General features: G+C 54.6%; 12 protein-coding genes. 4 read left to right on the forward strand and 8 right to left on the reverse strand.

Going from position 1 to position 16,930, the window contains the following annotated elements; translation table 11 throughout:
- Positions 1 to 38 precede the first annotated feature (38 nt).
- A complete protein-coding gene (locus SPI6313_RS19625; RefSeq protein WP_139276703.1) occupies positions 39 to 1,628 on the forward strand; it encodes a ShlB/FhaC/HecB family hemolysin secretion/activation protein in 1,590 nt (529 codons plus the stop codon).
- A 44-nt stretch (positions 1,629 to 1,672) separates the two neighbouring features.
- On the opposite strand, the gene SPI6313_RS19630 is transcribed toward SPI6313_RS19625, so the two are convergent.
- The 6 genes from SPI6313_RS19630 to SPI6313_RS19655 all read right to left on the reverse strand — a co-directional run bounded on the left by SPI6313_RS19630 (position 1,673) and on the right by SPI6313_RS19655 (position 11,036).
- Entirely contained in the window at positions 1,673 to 2,383 is a 711-nt protein-coding gene (locus SPI6313_RS19630; RefSeq protein ID WP_072622515.1) for a histidine phosphatase family protein, read from the reverse strand.
- Positions 2,384 to 2,715: 332 nt separating this feature from the next.
- The gene (locus SPI6313_RS19635; RefSeq protein ID WP_072622516.1) at positions 2,716 to 3,693 is read right to left on the reverse strand and encodes an RNA polymerase sigma factor, RpoD/SigA family; all 978 of its coding nucleotides are present in this window, start codon (positions 3,691 to 3,693) and stop codon (positions 2,716 to 2,718) included.
- Positions 3,694 to 4,427: 734 nt separating this feature from the next.
- Positions 4,428 to 5,072 (reverse strand): bifunctional phosphoribosyl-AMP cyclohydrolase/phosphoribosyl-ATP diphosphatase HisIE, encoded by a 645-nt coding sequence (gene hisIE, locus SPI6313_RS19640; RefSeq protein ID WP_072622517.1) that lies wholly within the window; start codon positions 5,070 to 5,072, stop codon positions 4,428 to 4,430.
- A gap of 91 nt (positions 5,073 to 5,163) precedes the next feature.
- The gene (locus SPI6313_RS19645) at positions 5,164 to 8,376 is read right to left on the reverse strand and encodes an efflux RND transporter permease subunit (protein ID WP_072622518.1); all 3,213 of its coding nucleotides are present in this window, start codon (positions 8,374 to 8,376) and stop codon (positions 5,164 to 5,166) included.
- Positions 8,377 to 8,617: 241 nt separating this feature from the next.
- Complete coding sequence (locus tag SPI6313_RS19650; protein ID WP_072622519.1) at positions 8,618 to 9,874, reverse strand: efflux RND transporter periplasmic adaptor subunit; 1,257 nt, start codon at positions 9,872 to 9,874, stop codon at positions 8,618 to 8,620.
- Between the two features lie 139 nt (positions 9,875 to 10,013).
- On the reverse strand, positions 10,014 to 11,036 hold the full coding sequence (locus tag SPI6313_RS19655) for an aldo/keto reductase (protein WP_072622520.1): 1,023 nt from the start codon (positions 11,034 to 11,036) through the stop codon (positions 10,014 to 10,016).
- On the opposite strand from SPI6313_RS19655, the gene SPI6313_RS19660 reads away from it, so the two are divergent.
- Positions 11,035 to 12,090: a M42 family metallopeptidase gene (locus tag SPI6313_RS19660; protein WP_072622521.1), complete on the forward strand. Its 1,056-nt coding sequence runs from the start codon at positions 11,035 to 11,037 to the stop codon at positions 12,088 to 12,090. The genes SPI6313_RS19655 and SPI6313_RS19660 overlap by 2 nt on opposite strands.
- A gap of 59 nt (positions 12,091 to 12,149) precedes the next feature.
- Here the strand turns inward: SPI6313_RS19660 and SPI6313_RS19665 are convergent, their stop codons facing one another.
- The gene (locus tag SPI6313_RS19665) at positions 12,150 to 13,484 is read right to left on the reverse strand and encodes a DUF2130 domain-containing protein (protein ID WP_072622522.1); all 1,335 of its coding nucleotides are present in this window, start codon (positions 13,482 to 13,484) and stop codon (positions 12,150 to 12,152) included.
- A 151-nt stretch (positions 13,485 to 13,635) separates the two neighbouring features.
- Positions 13,636 to 14,118 carry a sterol desaturase family protein gene (locus SPI6313_RS19670; RefSeq protein WP_072622523.1) on the reverse strand — a complete coding sequence of 161 codons (483 nt, stop codon included), beginning with the start codon at positions 14,116 to 14,118 and terminating at the stop codon, positions 13,636 to 13,638.
- 181 nt (positions 14,119 to 14,299) lie between these two features.
- Between SPI6313_RS19670 and SPI6313_RS19675 the strand changes: the two genes are divergently transcribed.
- Together SPI6313_RS19675 and SPI6313_RS19680 are read left to right on the forward strand one after the other, a co-directional pair.
- Positions 14,300 to 15,397, forward strand: coding sequence for an aromatic ring-hydroxylating dioxygenase subunit alpha (locus SPI6313_RS19675; RefSeq protein ID WP_072622524.1), 1,098 nt, complete (start codon positions 14,300 to 14,302; stop codon positions 15,395 to 15,397).
- A gap of 50 nt (positions 15,398 to 15,447) precedes the next feature.
- Complete coding sequence (locus tag SPI6313_RS19680) at positions 15,448 to 16,737, forward strand: aminotransferase class I/II-fold pyridoxal phosphate-dependent enzyme (protein WP_072622525.1); 1,290 nt, start codon at positions 15,448 to 15,450, stop codon at positions 16,735 to 16,737.
- Positions 16,738 to 16,930 lie beyond the last annotated feature (193 nt).

Consider the following 16,930-nt stretch of genomic DNA (forward strand, 5'->3'; position numbering starts at 1 on the left):
CATGGCTACATCTTTTTTTTCGCTTGGGGAGATTGATCGTGAAGCAGAAACCCATACCCAGCCAATTTTGGGGGGGGAGTGTGATGATGATCGCCCTGGCTGCTACTCCTCTGCCTCTCTTTGCCCAAGCACCGATCCCGATTGTGGTGGAGCGGGTGGTGTTGGTGGGGAATACGGTGGTGAGCCGTGACGATGTGGCGGATTTGTTGGCGACGGTGGAGGGGAAAACGGTGACGCTAGATGCACTCCAAGCGGTGGCGGCGGGGATTACTCAACGCTATCACGAGGCGGGCTATATTACGTCGAGCGCGGTGCTGGGCAACCAAGCGATTACGCCGCGTGGGGAGGTGACGATTCAGGTGGTTGAGGCGGGGGTGGATGGGGTGGTGATTGAGGGGACGCGGCGACTGCGGCAGGGATATCTGCGCGATCGCCTCGCCCCCGGCCTCACTCGTCCCCTCCAGATCAATCGCCTTGAAACCGCTCTCCAACTGCTCCGGCGTGATCCCCTCTTGAAATCCCTCACAGCCCAACTCGAAGTGATTTCCCCGACCCAAACCCAACTCCGGATCACGATAGAAGAGGCGAAATCGGTGGCGGGTGAGGTGCAGATCAGCAATGATTCACCGGCGAGTGTGGGGTCGGAACGGTTGCAGGGGGTGGGGCGCGATCGCAACCTCACCGGCCGGGGCGATCAACTTCAACTCAGCTACGCTCGCACCACTACGGGCGGCTCCGAAAGCGTCGATCTCGCCTATTCCCTTCCCCTCAACCCCCAAAACGGCACGCTCTCCCTCCGCACCGTTTTCGACCGTAACCGCATTACCCAAGTCCCCCTCGATGCGTTTGACATCACCGGCGCGTCCCAACTCTATCAACTCAGTTGGCGGCAACCCCTGTACCGGACCCTCACCGCAGAATTTGCCCTCTCGCTGGATCTCGCCCATCGTAACGGCCAAACCTTCCTGTTTGGCAGTCCCCAGCCCTTTGGGGTCGGCCCGGATGAGGATGGGGTGAGCCGGACGACGGTGATCCGTTTCGGCCAGGACTATCTGCGGCGGGATCTGACGGGGGTGTGGTCGCTGCGATCGCAATTCAACATCGGCACAGGCTGGCTCGCTGGCACGATTAACGCCGCCCCAACTCCCGATAGCCGCTTTTTCAGTTGGTCGGGTCAAGTGCAACGGATCGAAGCCCTCAGTGCCGATCATCTCATTGTGGGGCAGCTTGATGTTCAACTCACCCCCGATAGCCTGCTCCCCTCCGAGCAATTTGTGATCGGGGGACGGCAATCCCTGCGGGGGTATCGTCAAAATGCCCGGTCTGCGGACAATGGCCTGCGCGTTTCACTGGAAAACCGGATCACCCTCGAACGGGATCACACCGGCCAATCCGTCGTCCAACTGATTCCCTTCCTGGACAGCGGAGCGGTGTGGAACCATCCCGATAACCCCAATACCCTCCTTTCGCCGACGGTGCTACTGGGGGCAGGGGTTGGCCTAGAGTGGATGGTAGAACGGGGGTTGACCCTCACGTTTGATTACGGATTACCGTTGATTCCCCTCAGTGATGCGGGGGATAATGCCCAAGATCTGGGAATCTATTTTCAGATTCAGTATGGGTGGTGATGTCTGTGAAGACCGTCTAGCGGGGAGTTGTCAGGTTGTTCTCGCTAAGGGGCGGTGAGAAATACGGGTTCGGTTTGGCGGCGCAGTTGGCCGTTGGCTAAGCGATCGTAGATGAGGGGTTCGCCGGTTTCAATTTCGAGGTGGGGCACGTCCTCGGCGGGAATGGATTCGAGTTCCATAACAATTGAGCGGAGTGAGTTACCGTGAGCCACGAGCAACACATTCGCCCCTGCTTTGAGGAGGGGTAAAATACGGTAATTAAAAAATGGAATCGTGCGCGCAGCCGTATCGGCTAAACTTTCGCCACCGGGCGGACGAGTTTGATAGGAACGTCGCCATTGTTGCACAAGATCATGACCGACGGTGTCCGCCATTGTTGCTTTGTTATAGCCTTGTAGATCTCCGTAGTGGCGTTCGTCTAAGTTGGGGGATTGAAAGATGGGAATTTCTTCGTCTTGATGGCCTTCATACTGATCCCAATTATGCCAGTCAGGATCGGCGGGATCGTGCTTAAAAACGGGGCTTTTCGAGTCAGTTCTAGATGGCCCTTCGGTGAGACAAATGGCCATCGTTTCCATCGCCCGCATCAGCAAACTGGTAAAGGCAACATCCACGGGATAGAGGGAAATTTTCCGGGCGGCGGCGATCGCTTCTTGACGACCGTGATGATTAAGGGGCACGTCCACCCAACCACTAAAGCGGTTTTGGGCGTTCCAGGTACTTTGACCATGGCGCACGAGAATGAGGTGGGGCATAGGGTGATCTCCCAAAAATGATATTCGGTAGTGGGGGCGATCGCTCTCATTCCATCATTAACCCAGAAGGATAATTGTGGTGCGAGGAATGGAAGCGATCGCCACGGGCCCACTGTTACACCTACACTAATCAATCTGGCTCCCCATTGCCCTCTCTCAATTGATAGACCTGACACTGCCAAAACCCTAACACTTACGGTCTAAATTCCCAAAAATGGGACAGCAAAAAGGGAGAGTTTTCACTCTCCCAAAGTACTATCAAACCTCTCACCAACACATTAAGTTAAGTCTTGAACATCAAAAAAACGTTCAACGTTAGAGACCAGAATCGGTTAACTCGCGATATATTCTTGAACCCGTGCCCGACGCTTGCGTAATTGATTCAGGGCTTGTTGTTCGAGTTGCCGAACACGCTCCCGGCTGAGGCTGAGTTGTTCACCAATTTTAGCCAGTGACAAGGGATTACCATCTTCTAAGCCGTAGCGGAGGATGATCACCCGTCGCTGTTGGGGCGTGAGTTCCGAGATCAAGCTTTGCAAGTCTTGACGGAGGGATTCTTGGGTGGCGTAGTCATCGGGGGAAGCGTCTTCATCTTCGAGGAGTTCCGACAGTTCGGTGTCGTGGTTGTCCCCGACACGCATATCCAAGGACAGGGGATGACGCGCCACGGTGAGGTAGTCCCGCACTTGGCTGGGTTCCATTTCAAGGGCGATCGCAATGTCCTTCGGCGTGGCGCGGCGACCCAATTCTTGAGCCAGTTCGCGCTGGGTCTTCTTGATTTTGTTGAGTTTTTCGGTGATGTGGATCGGCAGACGGACGGTGCGCGATTGTTGAGCAATGGCGCGGGTAATCGCCTGACGAATCCACCAATAGGCATAGGTGGAAAATTTATAGCCACGGGTCGGATCAAATTTTTCGACCCCGCGTTCTAGCCCTAACGCGCCTTCTTGGAGCAGATCGAGGAACTCCATGTTGCGCTTTTGGTATTTCTTCGCGATCGAGACCACGAGGCGCAAGTTAGCTTCGATCATCGCCCGCTTGGCTAGTTTGCCTTGGTTCAGTTGATCTTGCAGTTCCGTCTCGTTGAGTTGGGCGCGGTCTGCCCATTCAGCCAGGCTCGGCTCGCGATCGCACTCTTCGACCAACTGTTCTTGGTGGGCAAGCAGTTCCATCATCTGCTGAACTTGCTTCCCGTAACGGATTTCTTGCTCGTGGGTGAGCAAAGGAACACGCCCAATTTCTTGGAGGTAGGTACGCACCAGATCCGTGGAGACCGCTTTGGGTGCAGTTGAGAGGTTTGCTGTTGGCATGGTTGGCACAAGACTCCTTTGGTTGGGTCAGTAACTTCTATGGTGGGGGATAACGGCGATTTCTGGCGAGGGGGGGAATGGCGAGATCCCCGAACTTCAACCTTTAAGCCATCCCTAGGATTTCCGGGGTTAAGGGATGGGGAGGGCCAGCAATTAAGTCAAGACATCAAGACATCAAGCCAGCAATTTCCTCACTTAAGTTGACAGACTCAAAACCATTCGTTATTCTAATTATTGTGTGAGGAGCGAACAAGAAAAGGAACCGAGACGAAACACGGCAAGTCGTCGGTTCCTTTTCTGATCTCAACACTTTTCGGCATCGCTTCCATATCCTTAATTACTTGATTCATTGATTTTGCTTGGCAGTAGGGCGGCGGTGTGTCCCTCTGTTGACGCTCGTTTCATCCAGGGTAAATTGATAAGCTACCAGCCTACTCGGTATTGACGAGAACTCTTTCAACTCTTTATATTTTCTTCCACCTTGCTGAGACCTCACAACCTCCTTTTGGCAGATATTCTTCAACGACTGAGGGCAGATCAACGCCAGAGCACGTTGTGGAAATTTGCCGCTGTTAGGATCTGCTTTGGGGTTCAAATGCTTTATAGACAAGCCATTCACGCAAGCAAACTATCCTAATCAGGTCGGAAACTCACCAGACATCTACACCGTTAAAACGGCAAAACCCTTTTAGATCGAAATGTGACCTCTAGACGGCCGGCCCCCCATTATCGCGTTAACGGCGACGTTCGGCAAGTTTTTCGAGGACGGCGCGGAAGGGGACATTGTGGTGCGCAAGGGCAACGAGGGTGTGATAGAGCAGATCGGCGGCTTCCCCCGCGATCGCATCCGGGTCATCATCTTTACAGGCCATCACCACTTCGGCAGATTCTTCACCGATTTTCTTGAGGATTTTGTTATCGCCCCCGGCCAGGAGTGTGCAGGTGTAGGAGTCGGGGTTGGGGTGGTCACGGCGATCGCAAATCACGTCATAGAGTTCTGACACCATATTTGCCCCCGGTGCTTGTTTATCCCCACCCACTTGGTGGAAACAACTCCGTTCCCCGGTATGACAGGCGATATCTCCCACCTGTTCAATGGATAGGAGCAGCGCGTCGCTGTCGCAGTCGTAGCGCATTGACTGCACCCGTTGGAGATGGCCAGAGGTTGCGCCTTTGTGCCAGAGTTCTTGGCGGGAACGGCTCCAATACCAAGCCTCACCCGTTTCCAGGGTTTTGGCCAATGACGCTTGATTCATCCAGGCCAGCATCAACACCGTGCCGTCGAGGTGGTCTTGGGCGATCGCCGGCACAAGGCCCTGGTCATTAAACCGGATCTGATCGAGGGGGATAGCAGCGGAAAGGTGGGATGCGATCGTCATAGGTCAGCGGGAACGAGAAAGCCATGTATACATGGCGAGATTGCCTTTTTAATTGTCCCCTATTCCGGCCCCGGTGCAAGGCCAAACGATCCTAAGAGTGACGTTGGGGCTGGCGATCTAGGATGCCTGTTGGTTGAAAGCGGGACGGGGGATGGCGAAGTTCATGGAGCAGCGTGTAAAAGCAGGGGACAATCAGCAACGTTAACACCGTGGCGAGGGATAGTCCGGAAAAGACGACAACCCCCAGGGGTTGCAGAAATTCCGACCCCTCACCAATCCCCAGGGCGAGGGGAAAGAGGCCGAGGACGGTGGTGAGGGTGGTCATTAAAATCGGGCGGAGGCGTTGGGGGGCGGCGATCAGCATCGCGGCGCGGTGGGTGATGCGATCGCGCTCCCGGATTTGGTTCGCCAACTCCACCATAATAATCGCGTTATTCACCACAATCCCCACCAACAGCACCGCCCCGACGATCACCGTCGCCCCCACGGCCGTTTCAGTGACAAAAAGCCCCAAAATCCCCCCCGCCAACGCCAGCGGCACCGTAAGCATAATCACCAAGGGATCAAGGAGCGAATTATATTGCACCGCCATCACCACAAACACCAAGAACGCCGCCAGGCTGCCCAGCAGTTTTAACGAGGCTTGCAATTGTTGATTTGTCCCCGCAGCGGCACTGGGTAAGCGACTCACCCCCTCCGGTAATTGAACCTGACTCGCGATCGCCTCCAATTCATCCAGAGCCGCGCTCAAACTCGTGCCCTCCGTTAAACTGCCTTCAATGAGCAGAATTTGCCGCTGATTAATCCGTTGAATTTCTCCCGGTGCGGGGCCGATTGCAATGTCCGCCAGGTCGCCCAGTTGCACGGCTTGGGCATTGTCGGTAAAGAGGGGAAGGCTGCTGAGTTGGTTCGCCTGTTGAATGATGCCGGGTTGCAGTTGGACGCGAATATCCACAAGGCGATCGCCCCGCTGCAATTGGGTCGGCACTGAACCATCGAGGGCCGTTTGGATCGTCTCGCCGATTTCCTCCGCCGTTAACCCCAATTCCGTCGCCCGCTGCCAATCGGGGCGAATCTGGACTTCGGGGCGGGGTGGGACGGCATCGGGTTCGTAGCGAGCGAGGATGGCTTGCTGATCGAGGGCGGCGAGAATTTGCTCGCCGGCCGTGGCTAAGGATTGAGCATCTAAGCCCTGCAACACCACATCAATATCATCGCGGGTGGGGGAGTTACTGAGAATCAAGCCCCGCACCGAATCCGGGCGCATCCGAATCGATGCGCCAATTAAGCGAATTTGCTGGTTAATGAGGCCATTGACGCGATCGACATAGGCCCCCACGGCGGTATTGGGCTTGAGGGTGATCGTGCTCGACCCGCGCAGGGCATCGTTAACGGTGATATTGCCAAAGAGTGACCCCCCGGCGGTGGTGAATACATAGTCGGTTTCGGGTTGTTCGAGGAGGATTTGGTCAATGGCGGCCATGACTTGGCGGTTGGCTTCGATGGTGGTGCCGGTGGGAAATTGGGCGGAGAGACTGACTTGGCCGGTATTAATGCGGGGCAGGATTTCCTGGGGCAATTGCGGAGCCATCCACAGACTGCCACCGCCGAAAATGGCGATCGCGCCTAAAATCACCCAAACCCGATGGCGCAACACCCAGCGCAACACCCCCTGATAACTCCGGGTAAACCGTTCGACCCCCTGCTGAAACCCCTGAATGGGGCCGGTTTGCTGCACCCAGTTATTACTATTCGTCGCCAGCAAACGAGAGGAAAACGCCGGAACGACGGTCAGCGCAATGATTAACGACGCAGCCACGGCAAAACTCACCGTCAGCACCAATTCACTAAAAATCAGCGACAAAAAGCCGCCAATCAACAGGAACGGCAACACCGCCACTAAGTTGGTCAAGGTTGAAGCGAGCAGGGCCGATTCTAAGGATTGGCTGCTGCTTTCCACGGTGCGGCGAATCCAGCGGGGGGAGCGGCGCTGACGATTGGGGGGACGTGGGGTGTCGCGATCGGCGGTGAGTCCCTTGGCGATGGTTTCGAGCATCACAATCGAGTTATCCACCACAATCCCCACCCCCAACGCTAACCCCCCCAAGCTGAACACGTTCAAGGACAGGTTAAACATCCGCATCAGGATCAAGGCGGTGAGGGTGGCCAGGGGAATCGCGGCCACGATAATCAGGGTTTGACGGAAGGAGCCGAGGAAGAGGAGGACGACGATCGCGGCCAAAATTGACCCCGATAGACCTGCGATCGCCACATTTTGAATCGAATTGCGAATGAATTTCGACTCATCTAACGTCGCCGTCATCTCTAGATCCGCTGGCATCAGGTTCGAGGCTTGGAGATCCGCCAGCTTCGCCTTCACCGCGTCGATCACCTCAACGGTGTTCGCTTCGGGCTGCTTTTGAATGCTCACCTTCACCGCCGGGCTGCGGTTCAGGGTCACAAAAATGCGCTGCTCTTCGATGTCATCCCGAATCTCAGCCACATCCCGGAGGGTCACGGTGCGCGGCGTGTCGGCACTGCCCACATTAATCGCCAAATCCCGCACCTCATCCGCCGTTTGGAACTGCCCCACCACCCGCGTTAAGGATTCCGCATCGCCCCCCCGGAGCAAGCCCCCCGATGTGTCTACATTGCGTTCCCGCAAGGCATCGAGCACATCCACCACATCCAACCCAAAGGACTGCAAGCGTTTCAGATCTAAATTCACCTGAATTTCTTCCTGCACGCCCCCGGTCACATCCACATTGGCCACCCCCGGCACGCGAATCAATTCCCGCGCCAATTCCTCATCGGCAAAAATCCGCAAATCCACCGCTGTCAACGCGGGCGATGTGATTGCCAATTCATATACCGGCAGTTGAGACGGGTCAAATTTAAACAGGCGGGGTTGTTCGATCGTGTCCGGTAGGGTGCTGCGGGCACGGTTAAGGGTAGCGGTGGCATCGTTTAACGCCTGATCCACATCCGCACCGGGTTGAAAAAAGAGATCAATACTGATCCGCCCTTCGCGGGTTTGGGAAAAAATTTGCGTCACGCCTTCGGTGGCGGCGAGGGCTTCTTCGAGGGGGCGCGTCACTTCATTGACTGCTACTTCCGGCACTAGTCCCGGCGCATCGGCTCGCACCCCAATCCGAGGATAGGTAATGGAGGGGAGCAAGTCCACGGGCAACTGGCCGAGGGCAAAGGCTCCGAGGACGAGGAGTGCGATCGTCAACATCAGCGTGGCGATGTGACGGCGAATGGCAAGGATGCTCAGGCTGCTGGGGGGTGGGGAGGTCGTCATGGTGAGGAGTGGGAGCAGAGATGAGTTGATACAGTCGAGGGCTGAAAGTTACCGAGGGCTGAGCGGAGTCGAGGGCTGAGCGGAGTCGAGGGCTGAGCGGAGTCGAAGCCCGGCCGCTTACCCTAATCCCTACGGGAGGCTTCGCCAACGACTCCGCTCAGGGTGCGCTAGGTTCAGGGTGCGCTAGGTTCAGGGTGCCCTAGGTTCAGGGTGCGTTTTGCCCGGATCTGAACGGTCGGGATCACTGGGAGAGGAAACTGCGCTGGACGGTTTCGCCGCCGCTCAAGGGGCGATCGCTCTTCACGACAAAGGCTTCCCCCGGTTCGAGTCCCGATAAAATTTCCACCTCGCCATTGTTGCGCTGCCCCACCTGTACCGGGCGGGCTTCGACAACGGTGTCCGCCGTCTCCGTGCGCGGCACAAAGACTGTTCCCTCATCCCCCGCCGCTGACCAGTTCAACGCTGTTTCAGGAATGCGTAAGATCCCGCGATCGGGGGTGTTCACGGTGACGCGGGCGAGGAGACCGCTGCCGATGCCGCCGCCGGGATTAGCGATCGCAATTTCCACGGGGACAAGCCGCGCTGCGGGGTCAGTCACCGGGGAAATGGTGGTGATCTGGCCGGTAATCGTGCGACCCGGCAGCGCATCGAGCGTCACTTGCACGCCTTGCCCAACCCGGAACTGGGCTAAGTCGCGATCGGACACCTGGATCGTGATCTGAATCTGGCTGAGGTTGCCGATTTCTAAAATGGGTTGCCCCGGCTGCATAAAGTCCCCCGCTTCCACGGCGCGAGTCATCACCACCCCGGAAATTGGAGCATTGAGGCGCGTATCGTCGGAACGTTCGAGGCTTTGGGCAATCAGGGCGGCTTGGACATTAACGCGACGGTTGGCGGCATCCACGGCGCGGGATTGGGCTTGGACTTGGGCGGTGGCGGCTTTGTAGACTTGTTCGGTGGTGCGGCGTTCGGTGTCGGCGAGTTCGGCGGTTTGGAGGGAAACGACCTGATCCGCTGCCAGGGATTTGTAGCGTTCGGCATCAACTTTCGCCTGCTCCCAAGCGGCTTTAGCTTGTTCCACTTGAGTTTGAACGGCGGCGAGTTCGGCTTTGGCTTGCTCCACTTCAAACTGACGGGCGGCGAGTTCGGATTGGGCTTCGCTGATGTCGAGGCGTTGGACGGCGTTGTCAAGTTGGGCAATGAGTGCGCCTTGGGCAACGGTGTCCCCCACGTCAGCGGTGAGGCGAAGAATTTGTCCGGCACTGCGCGATCGCACCACCACCGTCTGAGTCGGCGCAGTGGTTCCGGAATAGGCCAAGGTGGATGGGGTGGAACTCGGAGCCGCGATCGCCACATCCACAAGGGGCAGTTGATTCTGTTCCTCACCAGGGCCTTGGGGTTGGGCTTGGCTACTGCGTTCCCACTGACAGCCGACGATCGCAACGGCCCACGGTAAAACAAGCCATACTTTCCACTGGAGTTTCAGTGTTTGCAACATGGATCATGACAGGAGGTTTTTCACAGTCTGACACATTTTTTAATATTAGCTGCATGGCGGAAGACTGAGCCGATCGAAGTCCAAGATTGGCAGAGTTCGACAGGCTCACCCCTCGATTTTGTGTTTGTGCGATCGCATCCTAACGCCGATACTCATCCCCACAATCACCAATCAAGGCAAACAGATCATCGCCTTGGGACAATACCGCCTCCAGTTGCCGATCATCGTCATCGTCCAGTTGAAACGTGAAGACGCGCAGATTTTCCGCAATATGTTCGGCAATACTCAACCGTGCGCCCACGATCGCCCCAGCTACCGCCTCTTGCTCCAACACATAGCGCACGGCAATATTGGCAATACTGACCTGATGTTTCGTTGCGATTTTTGCCAGGGTTTGCAACAGGTCTTGAAACAGTTGCCAACCATACCCCACATCCACCATCTGTTTATATTTGCCCAAACTGGCGGTTTTCAGTGACCAGCGGCTCGGCTCCCCTGCATTGAGAAATTGCTCCGTCAACAAACCACCGCCCAAGGTTCCGTAGGCCAACAACTTCACCCCCCGCGCCGCGCAAAATGGGGCCATTTTCACCAAAGGACGGCGATCGATGAGGGAAAATTGCACTTGATTGGAAGCGATCGCAATCCCCGCATCAAGAACTGCTTGTAAATGTTCGGTGTCGAAATTCGTCAGGGCCAGGTGTTTGATTTTCCCCGCTGTTTGTAGATCCGCAAGATGCCCCAAAGCATCGAAGTAGCGGCGATCGCCATAGTCCCACCAGTGAAACTGCATCAAATCCAAACAGTCCACATCCATCCGTTCCAGGGCGCGATCGACATTGCGTTCCACCACCTCACGGGACATCTCCCCCGGTCGAGGCACCCACTTCGTCAACGCCTGTACACCAGTCCAAGCCTCTGCCCCCCGTTGCGCGATCAGTTGCCGCCGAAATTCCCCGATTAAGTCTTCCGCTGGCCCGTAATGATCCGCCAAATCCCAGGTCGTCAACCCCGCATCCACATAGTCAAACATCTGGGCCACAGCTTGTTTGGGGTTAATCTTGCCATGGCCCCCGGACACTTGCCACATCCCATTCAGCAACGGACAGATGGCAAGGTCTTCGGTAAACTGGAATCGGTTCAAGGTAGGGTGTTGACTCATGGTGGATGCGGGCGACAATTTAATCGATTTTGATTCTTTATTTAACCAGATTGCTGAATTAGTGCTCTGTCATTCCCCCAGCGGCTTAGAGGGTGAGGTAGACCAGTACATTCTCAACAGGTTGCGGGCCTTGGGGGTGGACTATTGGCAAGACTCAGCGGGCAACATTATTGCCAAGTTTGCGGGGCGAGAACCGGGTTCGGTGGCGATTACGGCCCATAAGGATGAAATTGGTGCGATCGTCAAGGCGATTCAACCCAACGGTCGGCTAGCCGTGCGGAAGTTGGGCGGCTCGTTTCCCTGGATTTATGGGGAAGGGGTGATGGATATTTTGGGGGATCACCAAACGATTAGCGGCATTCTTTCTTTTGGCTCGCGCCATGTATCCCACGAATCCCCCCAAAAGGCGCAACAGGATCACGCCCCGGTGCAGTGGGAACAGGCTTGGATCGAGACGAAGCTTATGGTGGATCAATTGGCTGTGGCAGGGGTGCGGCCAGGCAGTCGCGTCGTGGTGGGGAAGCATCGCAAACACCCGATCCGTCTTCAGGATCACATTGCCAGCTACACCCTCGATAATAAGGCTTCCGTGGCGATTCTTTTGGCTCTGGCCCAGCGATTACGAGACAAAACACCCCGCCATGACACCTATCTCGTGGCATCGGCGAAGGAGGAAGTGGGGGCGGTGGGGGCGTTGTATTTTTCCCAACGGCAGCAGCTTGATGCGTTGATTGCCTTGGAGATTTGCCCCTTGGCGCGGGAATATGCGATCGCCGACAGCACCGCCCCGATCCTGCTCAACCAAGACGGCTACGGCATCTATGACGAAGGCTTGACCCAAGACCTCGCCGACCGGGCACGACGGGCTAACATCCCGATTCAACAGGCGGTGATTGCCGGGTTTGGCAGTGATGCGTCGATCGCGATGAAATTTGGCCATGTGGCACGGGGCGCTTGCCTAGGGTTTGCGACGGAAAACACCCACGGCTATGAAATTGCGCCCTTGGGTGCGATCGCCCACTGCATCACCCTCCTCGAACAGTACCTCACCTAAAATCAGGATCAAACGTGAGGCGCATCCCGGCGATCATCCCAGCCGCATCTCCCCCCAAACTATTCACCCTCCGGCAGTTCCAAGATTTCCGTTTCCATCGTAAACGCTCCCAAACGGCCAATCAGGTCTTCCTGGGCTTGGATGGCATTGGCGAAACTTTGTTCAAACGTGGCAAACTTTTTCCGCATCGCATCAAACTGCTTTTGGGCATTTTTTTGGCGCGTGATCACATGTTCTAATTGGTTCGCAAAATCGGCACCATTAACATAAGTCCAAAGATCAAGAGCATAGCGGTTACCAATCTCAATGGATTGACTTTTCTCTTGAATCTTGATCATCTGATTGCGCAACATTGACACCGCCAAACGGTACGAAAACCAATCCACAATCAAAATATTATCTTCAAATTTAAACCCTGCCTCTACTCCATCCGGCATCGTTTTCGTCAGGAGGACAGCACAGGTCGCTTTTTTTTCAACAATGTCTTTTTTGAGCTTGGGAATCCAATCTTTTTGATAGTTCTTCGTGTTTTTGATTTCGTGGACAATTAAACCGCAATTTTGACCGTTGTACATCACAGATTGATATAAATCAACACCGTGAGCACCCTTGGTGGTTTTGTCGATTTTGTCCGTGGGAAAGGTGGATTTAATCGTCTTGAGAGCAAGGTTTTCGAGGGCTTCACCTTCGAGTTCAGTGGAACCTTGGGTAGATTTTTGCTGAGCGTCTTCGAGGGATTTCTGTGTGCGAGTGAGTTGTTCAGTTAGTTCTTCGATTTTGAGATCTTTGCTGAGAGATTTTTGTTTATAGTCTTCTTGTACTTCGAGGTACGCCTGTTCTTTCCAGTTTGCAAGCTGCTTCACCCGTTCTTGTTCAAGAATTTCGCTCACTTGTTTTTGAATGGTGAGAGCCTGTTCTTCTTTTTCGGCTTGGAGTTGCCGTTTTTGTACTTCGAGGGCGGCTTGTGCTTGGGTCAGTTCTTGAGATTTTTGGCGTTGTTCAGCTTGACTTTTATCGAGCTTTTCCTGATACTCTTGTTCTAGCTTTTTTTGTTTGGCAAGCTGCTTCACCCGTTCTTGTTCAAGAATTTCGCTCACTTGTTTTTGAATGGTGAAAGCCTGTTCGTCTTTTTCGGCTTGGAGTTGCCGTTTTTGCACTTCGAGGGCGGCTTGTGCTTGGGTCAGTTCTTGGGATTTTTGGCGTTGTTCAGCTTGACTTTTATCGAGCTTTTCTTGATACTCTTGTTCTATCTTTTTCTGCTGCTTTTCGTTTTCTTTGTCCAGTTTTTTCTGTAATTCGACTTTTTCTCGGCTTAAAAAGTCTTGGACGGTTTCGCTCAAATCAAAGGTGTGGGAGCAGCTTGGGCAGGTGACTTTTGGCGTTTTGGCTGGCATGACGACTTTTCTGTACCATCTTGACTGGTTGAGATTATTATCTACCCCCTGAAGCGATTGGGTGAAATATTTTCAAGCTGTGTTTGAATGACTCGCATGTTCAGAGGGAGACGGAGCGCGATCGCATCCGTTCCTCTGGTGTGGGCCGCAATTACCACCAACGCAGGGTAAGGTAACCCCGTTCGGGTTCGTTGGTTTCTTGGTCTGTGGGCCATTCCACAACTTTGTAGGTGCCGAAGATGTGATCCCACCAGTCAACGCCGAGGCCAAAATTGTGGTGCCACATATTATGTTTGTGGTGAACGTAGTGGACGGGCATTTTCATCCAGAAGCATTTGGTGGGGTTTTCGTGTTGTAACTGGTGGGCGTAGGCGGAAAAGGCGGCGTAGGCGATCGCCCCCAGGAGCCAACCGAGACCCGCTTCGACGGAGACGAGAAAGACGGGAAGCATGGCCGCGAACGCGCCTTTAACATAGTCAAGAAATTCCCACAGCACTCCTTGGCCTTCGTTGCGGCGGTGGTGGTCGCGGTGGCGTTGACCGATGCGGGCGTTGGCGTGCATGAGGCGGTGAATCCAGTATTCAACAAAGCTTGAAAAGACGAATGCCGCGATGAATAGGAGAATAAAAACCATAGAATTTTTGTGTTCGGATGATACGAGGGGTTGCAAGTCTTGATTAAAGGAGTTGTAACCGAGGAGGATTGCGAGACTGAGGACAGTCTGAAGCCTGTCACGCCCTGAGTGAATCATTGCAACTAAAGTCTGCTATGATCCTAGCTCAAAGATTGTTACAAATTTTAACTAGGAGTATAGGATGGAACTGGCTCCAACGTTAACCGGTCAGACCGTGCAAAATCAGGTCAGGGAAGCGGGGATAAATCCAAATTATTGGTATCCGGTGGCCTGGTCAACGCGGCTCAAGGCAGGAGAAGTCATGCCAGTCAAGATTTGGGGGCAAGCGATCGCTGTCTTTCGTGATACCCAAGGTCAGCTACAGGCGTTAGAAGATGCTTGCCCCCACAAAGGGGTGGCCCTTCATAAGGGGGAGGTGAGCGGCGATCGCCTCCTCTGTCCCTACCATGGCTGGGAATTTAACGGTGCGGGCCAGTGCGTCAATATCCCCTATTTTCCATCCGATCAAAAGCTTCCCTGTGCCCAGGCCCGTAGTTATCCAGTGCAAGAGCAACTTAGCATCATTTGGGTGTTTCCCGGCGATCCGAGCGAGGCGGAACAGGTTCCCTTGCCCACCGTGCCGGAATATGATGACCCTAATTGGCTAATGGTCCCGATTCCGGGAAAATTCAACGCCCATTTTTCCATCTGTAATGAAAATACGATGGATGTCTTCCATGGGTTTCTCCATCGGAATTTGCAAGGTTGGTTCGATCCCAAACTTTTGCATTTGCATCAAACGGATACGGACGTAGAAGCCGATTACCAAGTATCTTATCAGGGGCGACTCAGCCAATTTTTAGGCATGAGCGATCGCGGCGATCGCGTGACGACTCGAATCATTTCGATTCGGTATCGTTATCCGCACTACTCGAACACACTAGAGGGGGTGTCTCGGATGTATTTAATGCGTTTGCCCGTTTCGCCGACAGAAACTCGGTCATTCACATTATTATTTTTGAAAATTCGCTTACCTCAAACCCTTGTAACCGTGGTTCGACCTTTACTGTCTCGCGTCATTTGGCGATTTTTATTAAAGCCATTTCTCGATCAAGATGTCGAAATGATCGAGAGCGAGCAGCGAACCTATGAAGGCGATCGCCAACGTCGTTATGTCGAAGTGAATCCGGCGATCATTGCCCTTCAGCGGGTCATTCTCAAACAGGATGGTGTTCAGTCATCTCACCCAACGTCGCAGTCTCCGCACGTTGATGATTCTGAACTCGCCTCCATCCCATGATTTCCATCATCCAAGTCATCCCACCTAGATCTAAAGCTAAGGAGTGAACGGTGCAAGTCGTTAAAGAATATATGCAGGGGCTACAGAGCCATAGCCTCTATCCCGAAAAGTTTATCTGCCACCAAAAGCACGGCAACATCATCGAAGTGGAGGAAGGGTCTACCGGAATCCGCCGCACGGTGCTCACGTTCTGCACCAACGATGTGCTGGGTCTGGTCCAGTCTGACGCTGTACGCCAAGCCTCCATTGATGCAATCTATCAGTATGGCACATCCAATAGTTCCTGCTCGGTGCTCAGTGGTCGTATTGATCTCCATCGCCAACTCGAAAACGAAATTTCCGCGTTTAAAGATCTGCCCCATACCCAACTGTTCCTCAATGCATGGATGGCGATGCAGGCGTTGATGGATGGGTTCTGTCATTTGGCAATGCCGGTGCCGGGGTTCCAAAATACCCGCGAAACCTTGATTCTCACCGATGTGCTCAACCACGGCTGCATTGTGTCGGCGGTGGTCAATGCGGATAATCGGTCGGGGAAGGTATTTAGCTACAGTCCGGATGTGCGGGTCAAGCCCTATCGCCATTGCGATATGAATGACTTGGCGCGGAAGTTGCGCCGCTATGCGAAGCCGGGCGATCGCATCCTCGTGGTGTCCGATGCGGTATTCTCCATGGATGGCGATCTCGTCCCCCTGCCGGATATGATCGATGTGATGGAAAACTACCCCGGTAGTGTCATCGTCATGGATGAAGCCCATGCCAGCGGAGCCCTCGGTCCCACCGGTCGCGGCATTTACGAGCATTTCGGGATCACCCCTCAATCGGTGATTGATCGGGGCATGGTGCCGTTGATCATGACCACGTTTTCCAAATTTGCTGCCTCTGCGGGGGCGGCGATCAGTAGCCACAGCCGCGAACTGATTGATCTTCTCGATGTGTCTCCCACGTCGATCGGCACAATCTCCCTGCCGCCACCGGTGACGGCTGCGGCCCTTGAAAGTATTCGTCAGGTGCGCAAATATCCGGAACTGGTGCAACGCCTCCAAGCCAATACTCGCTATCTGCGATCGCGCCTCGTCGAACATGAATTCGATGCGATCGGCGAAACCAACGTGGTTCCTGTCATCCTCCCCAGCGATTGTGACCCGAAAGCCTTTGCCCAACACTTGATGGTGGAACATGGCATTTGGGTATCACCCATTTGGTTCATCGCCAAGCCTCGACTCCGGATTACCGCCAATGCTCTCCACACCACCGAGGACATTGACAGCCTTGTGGCGGCAATGGTAGAAACCCGTGAAGCTCTCTATCCCGTCAAGGCCGCGACGCTCACAGCCTAGGTTCAAAATCACAGGTCAATCTCCCCACTGTGGAGATAGTCTACTTTACCGACAGGGTTACACCACCGTAACCCTGTTTCTCTTTGCACCACCGGCAACAGTCGGCAACGGGCGAGCCTCATCTCGTCGGAACGGGGAAGATCTTCCCCGTGGTGAACAATGAAGAATCCCCCCTAATTCTAAGGACGAGGAA

Source organism: Spirulina major PCC 6313 (assembly GCF_001890765.1).
In the GTDB taxonomy this organism is placed as follows: Bacteria; Cyanobacteriota; Cyanobacteriia; order Cyanobacteriales; family Spirulinaceae; genus Spirulina; species Spirulina major.

What these genes read in the sequence shown, in the direction of transcription:
- SPI6313_RS19655 (WP_072622520.1), bottom strand. Translation starts at nt 11,036, where the DNA reads ATGAGTCAACACCCTACCTTGAACCGATTCCAGTTTACCGAAGACCTT.
- SPI6313_RS19660 (WP_072622521.1), top strand. Translation starts at nt 11,035, where the DNA reads ATGGTGGATGCGGGCGACAATTTAATCGATTTTGATTCTTTATTTAAC.
- SPI6313_RS19665 (WP_072622522.1), bottom strand. Translation starts at nt 13,484, where the DNA reads ATGCCAGCCAAAACGCCAAAAGTCACCTGCCCAAGCTGCTCCCACACC.
- SPI6313_RS19630 (WP_072622515.1), bottom strand. Translation starts at nt 2,383, where the DNA reads ATGCCCCACCTCATTCTCGTGCGCCATGGTCAAAGTACCTGGAACGCC.
- hisIE (WP_072622517.1), bottom strand. Translation starts at nt 5,072, where the DNA reads ATGACGATCGCATCCCACCTTTCCGCTGCTATCCCCCTCGATCAGATC.
- SPI6313_RS19650 (WP_072622519.1), bottom strand. Translation starts at nt 9,874, where the DNA reads ATGTTGCAAACACTGAAACTCCAGTGGAAAGTATGGCTTGTTTTACCG.
- SPI6313_RS19670 (WP_072622523.1), bottom strand. Translation starts at nt 14,118, where the DNA reads ATGGTTTTTATTCTCCTATTCATCGCGGCATTCGTCTTTTCAAGCTTT.
- SPI6313_RS19675 (WP_072622524.1), top strand. Translation starts at nt 14,300, where the DNA reads ATGGAACTGGCTCCAACGTTAACCGGTCAGACCGTGCAAAATCAGGTC.
- SPI6313_RS19635 (WP_072622516.1), bottom strand. Translation starts at nt 3,693, where the DNA reads ATGCCAACAGCAAACCTCTCAACTGCACCCAAAGCGGTCTCCACGGAT.
- SPI6313_RS19645 (WP_072622518.1), bottom strand. Translation starts at nt 8,376, where the DNA reads ATGACGACCTCCCCACCCCCCAGCAGCCTGAGCATCCTTGCCATTCGC.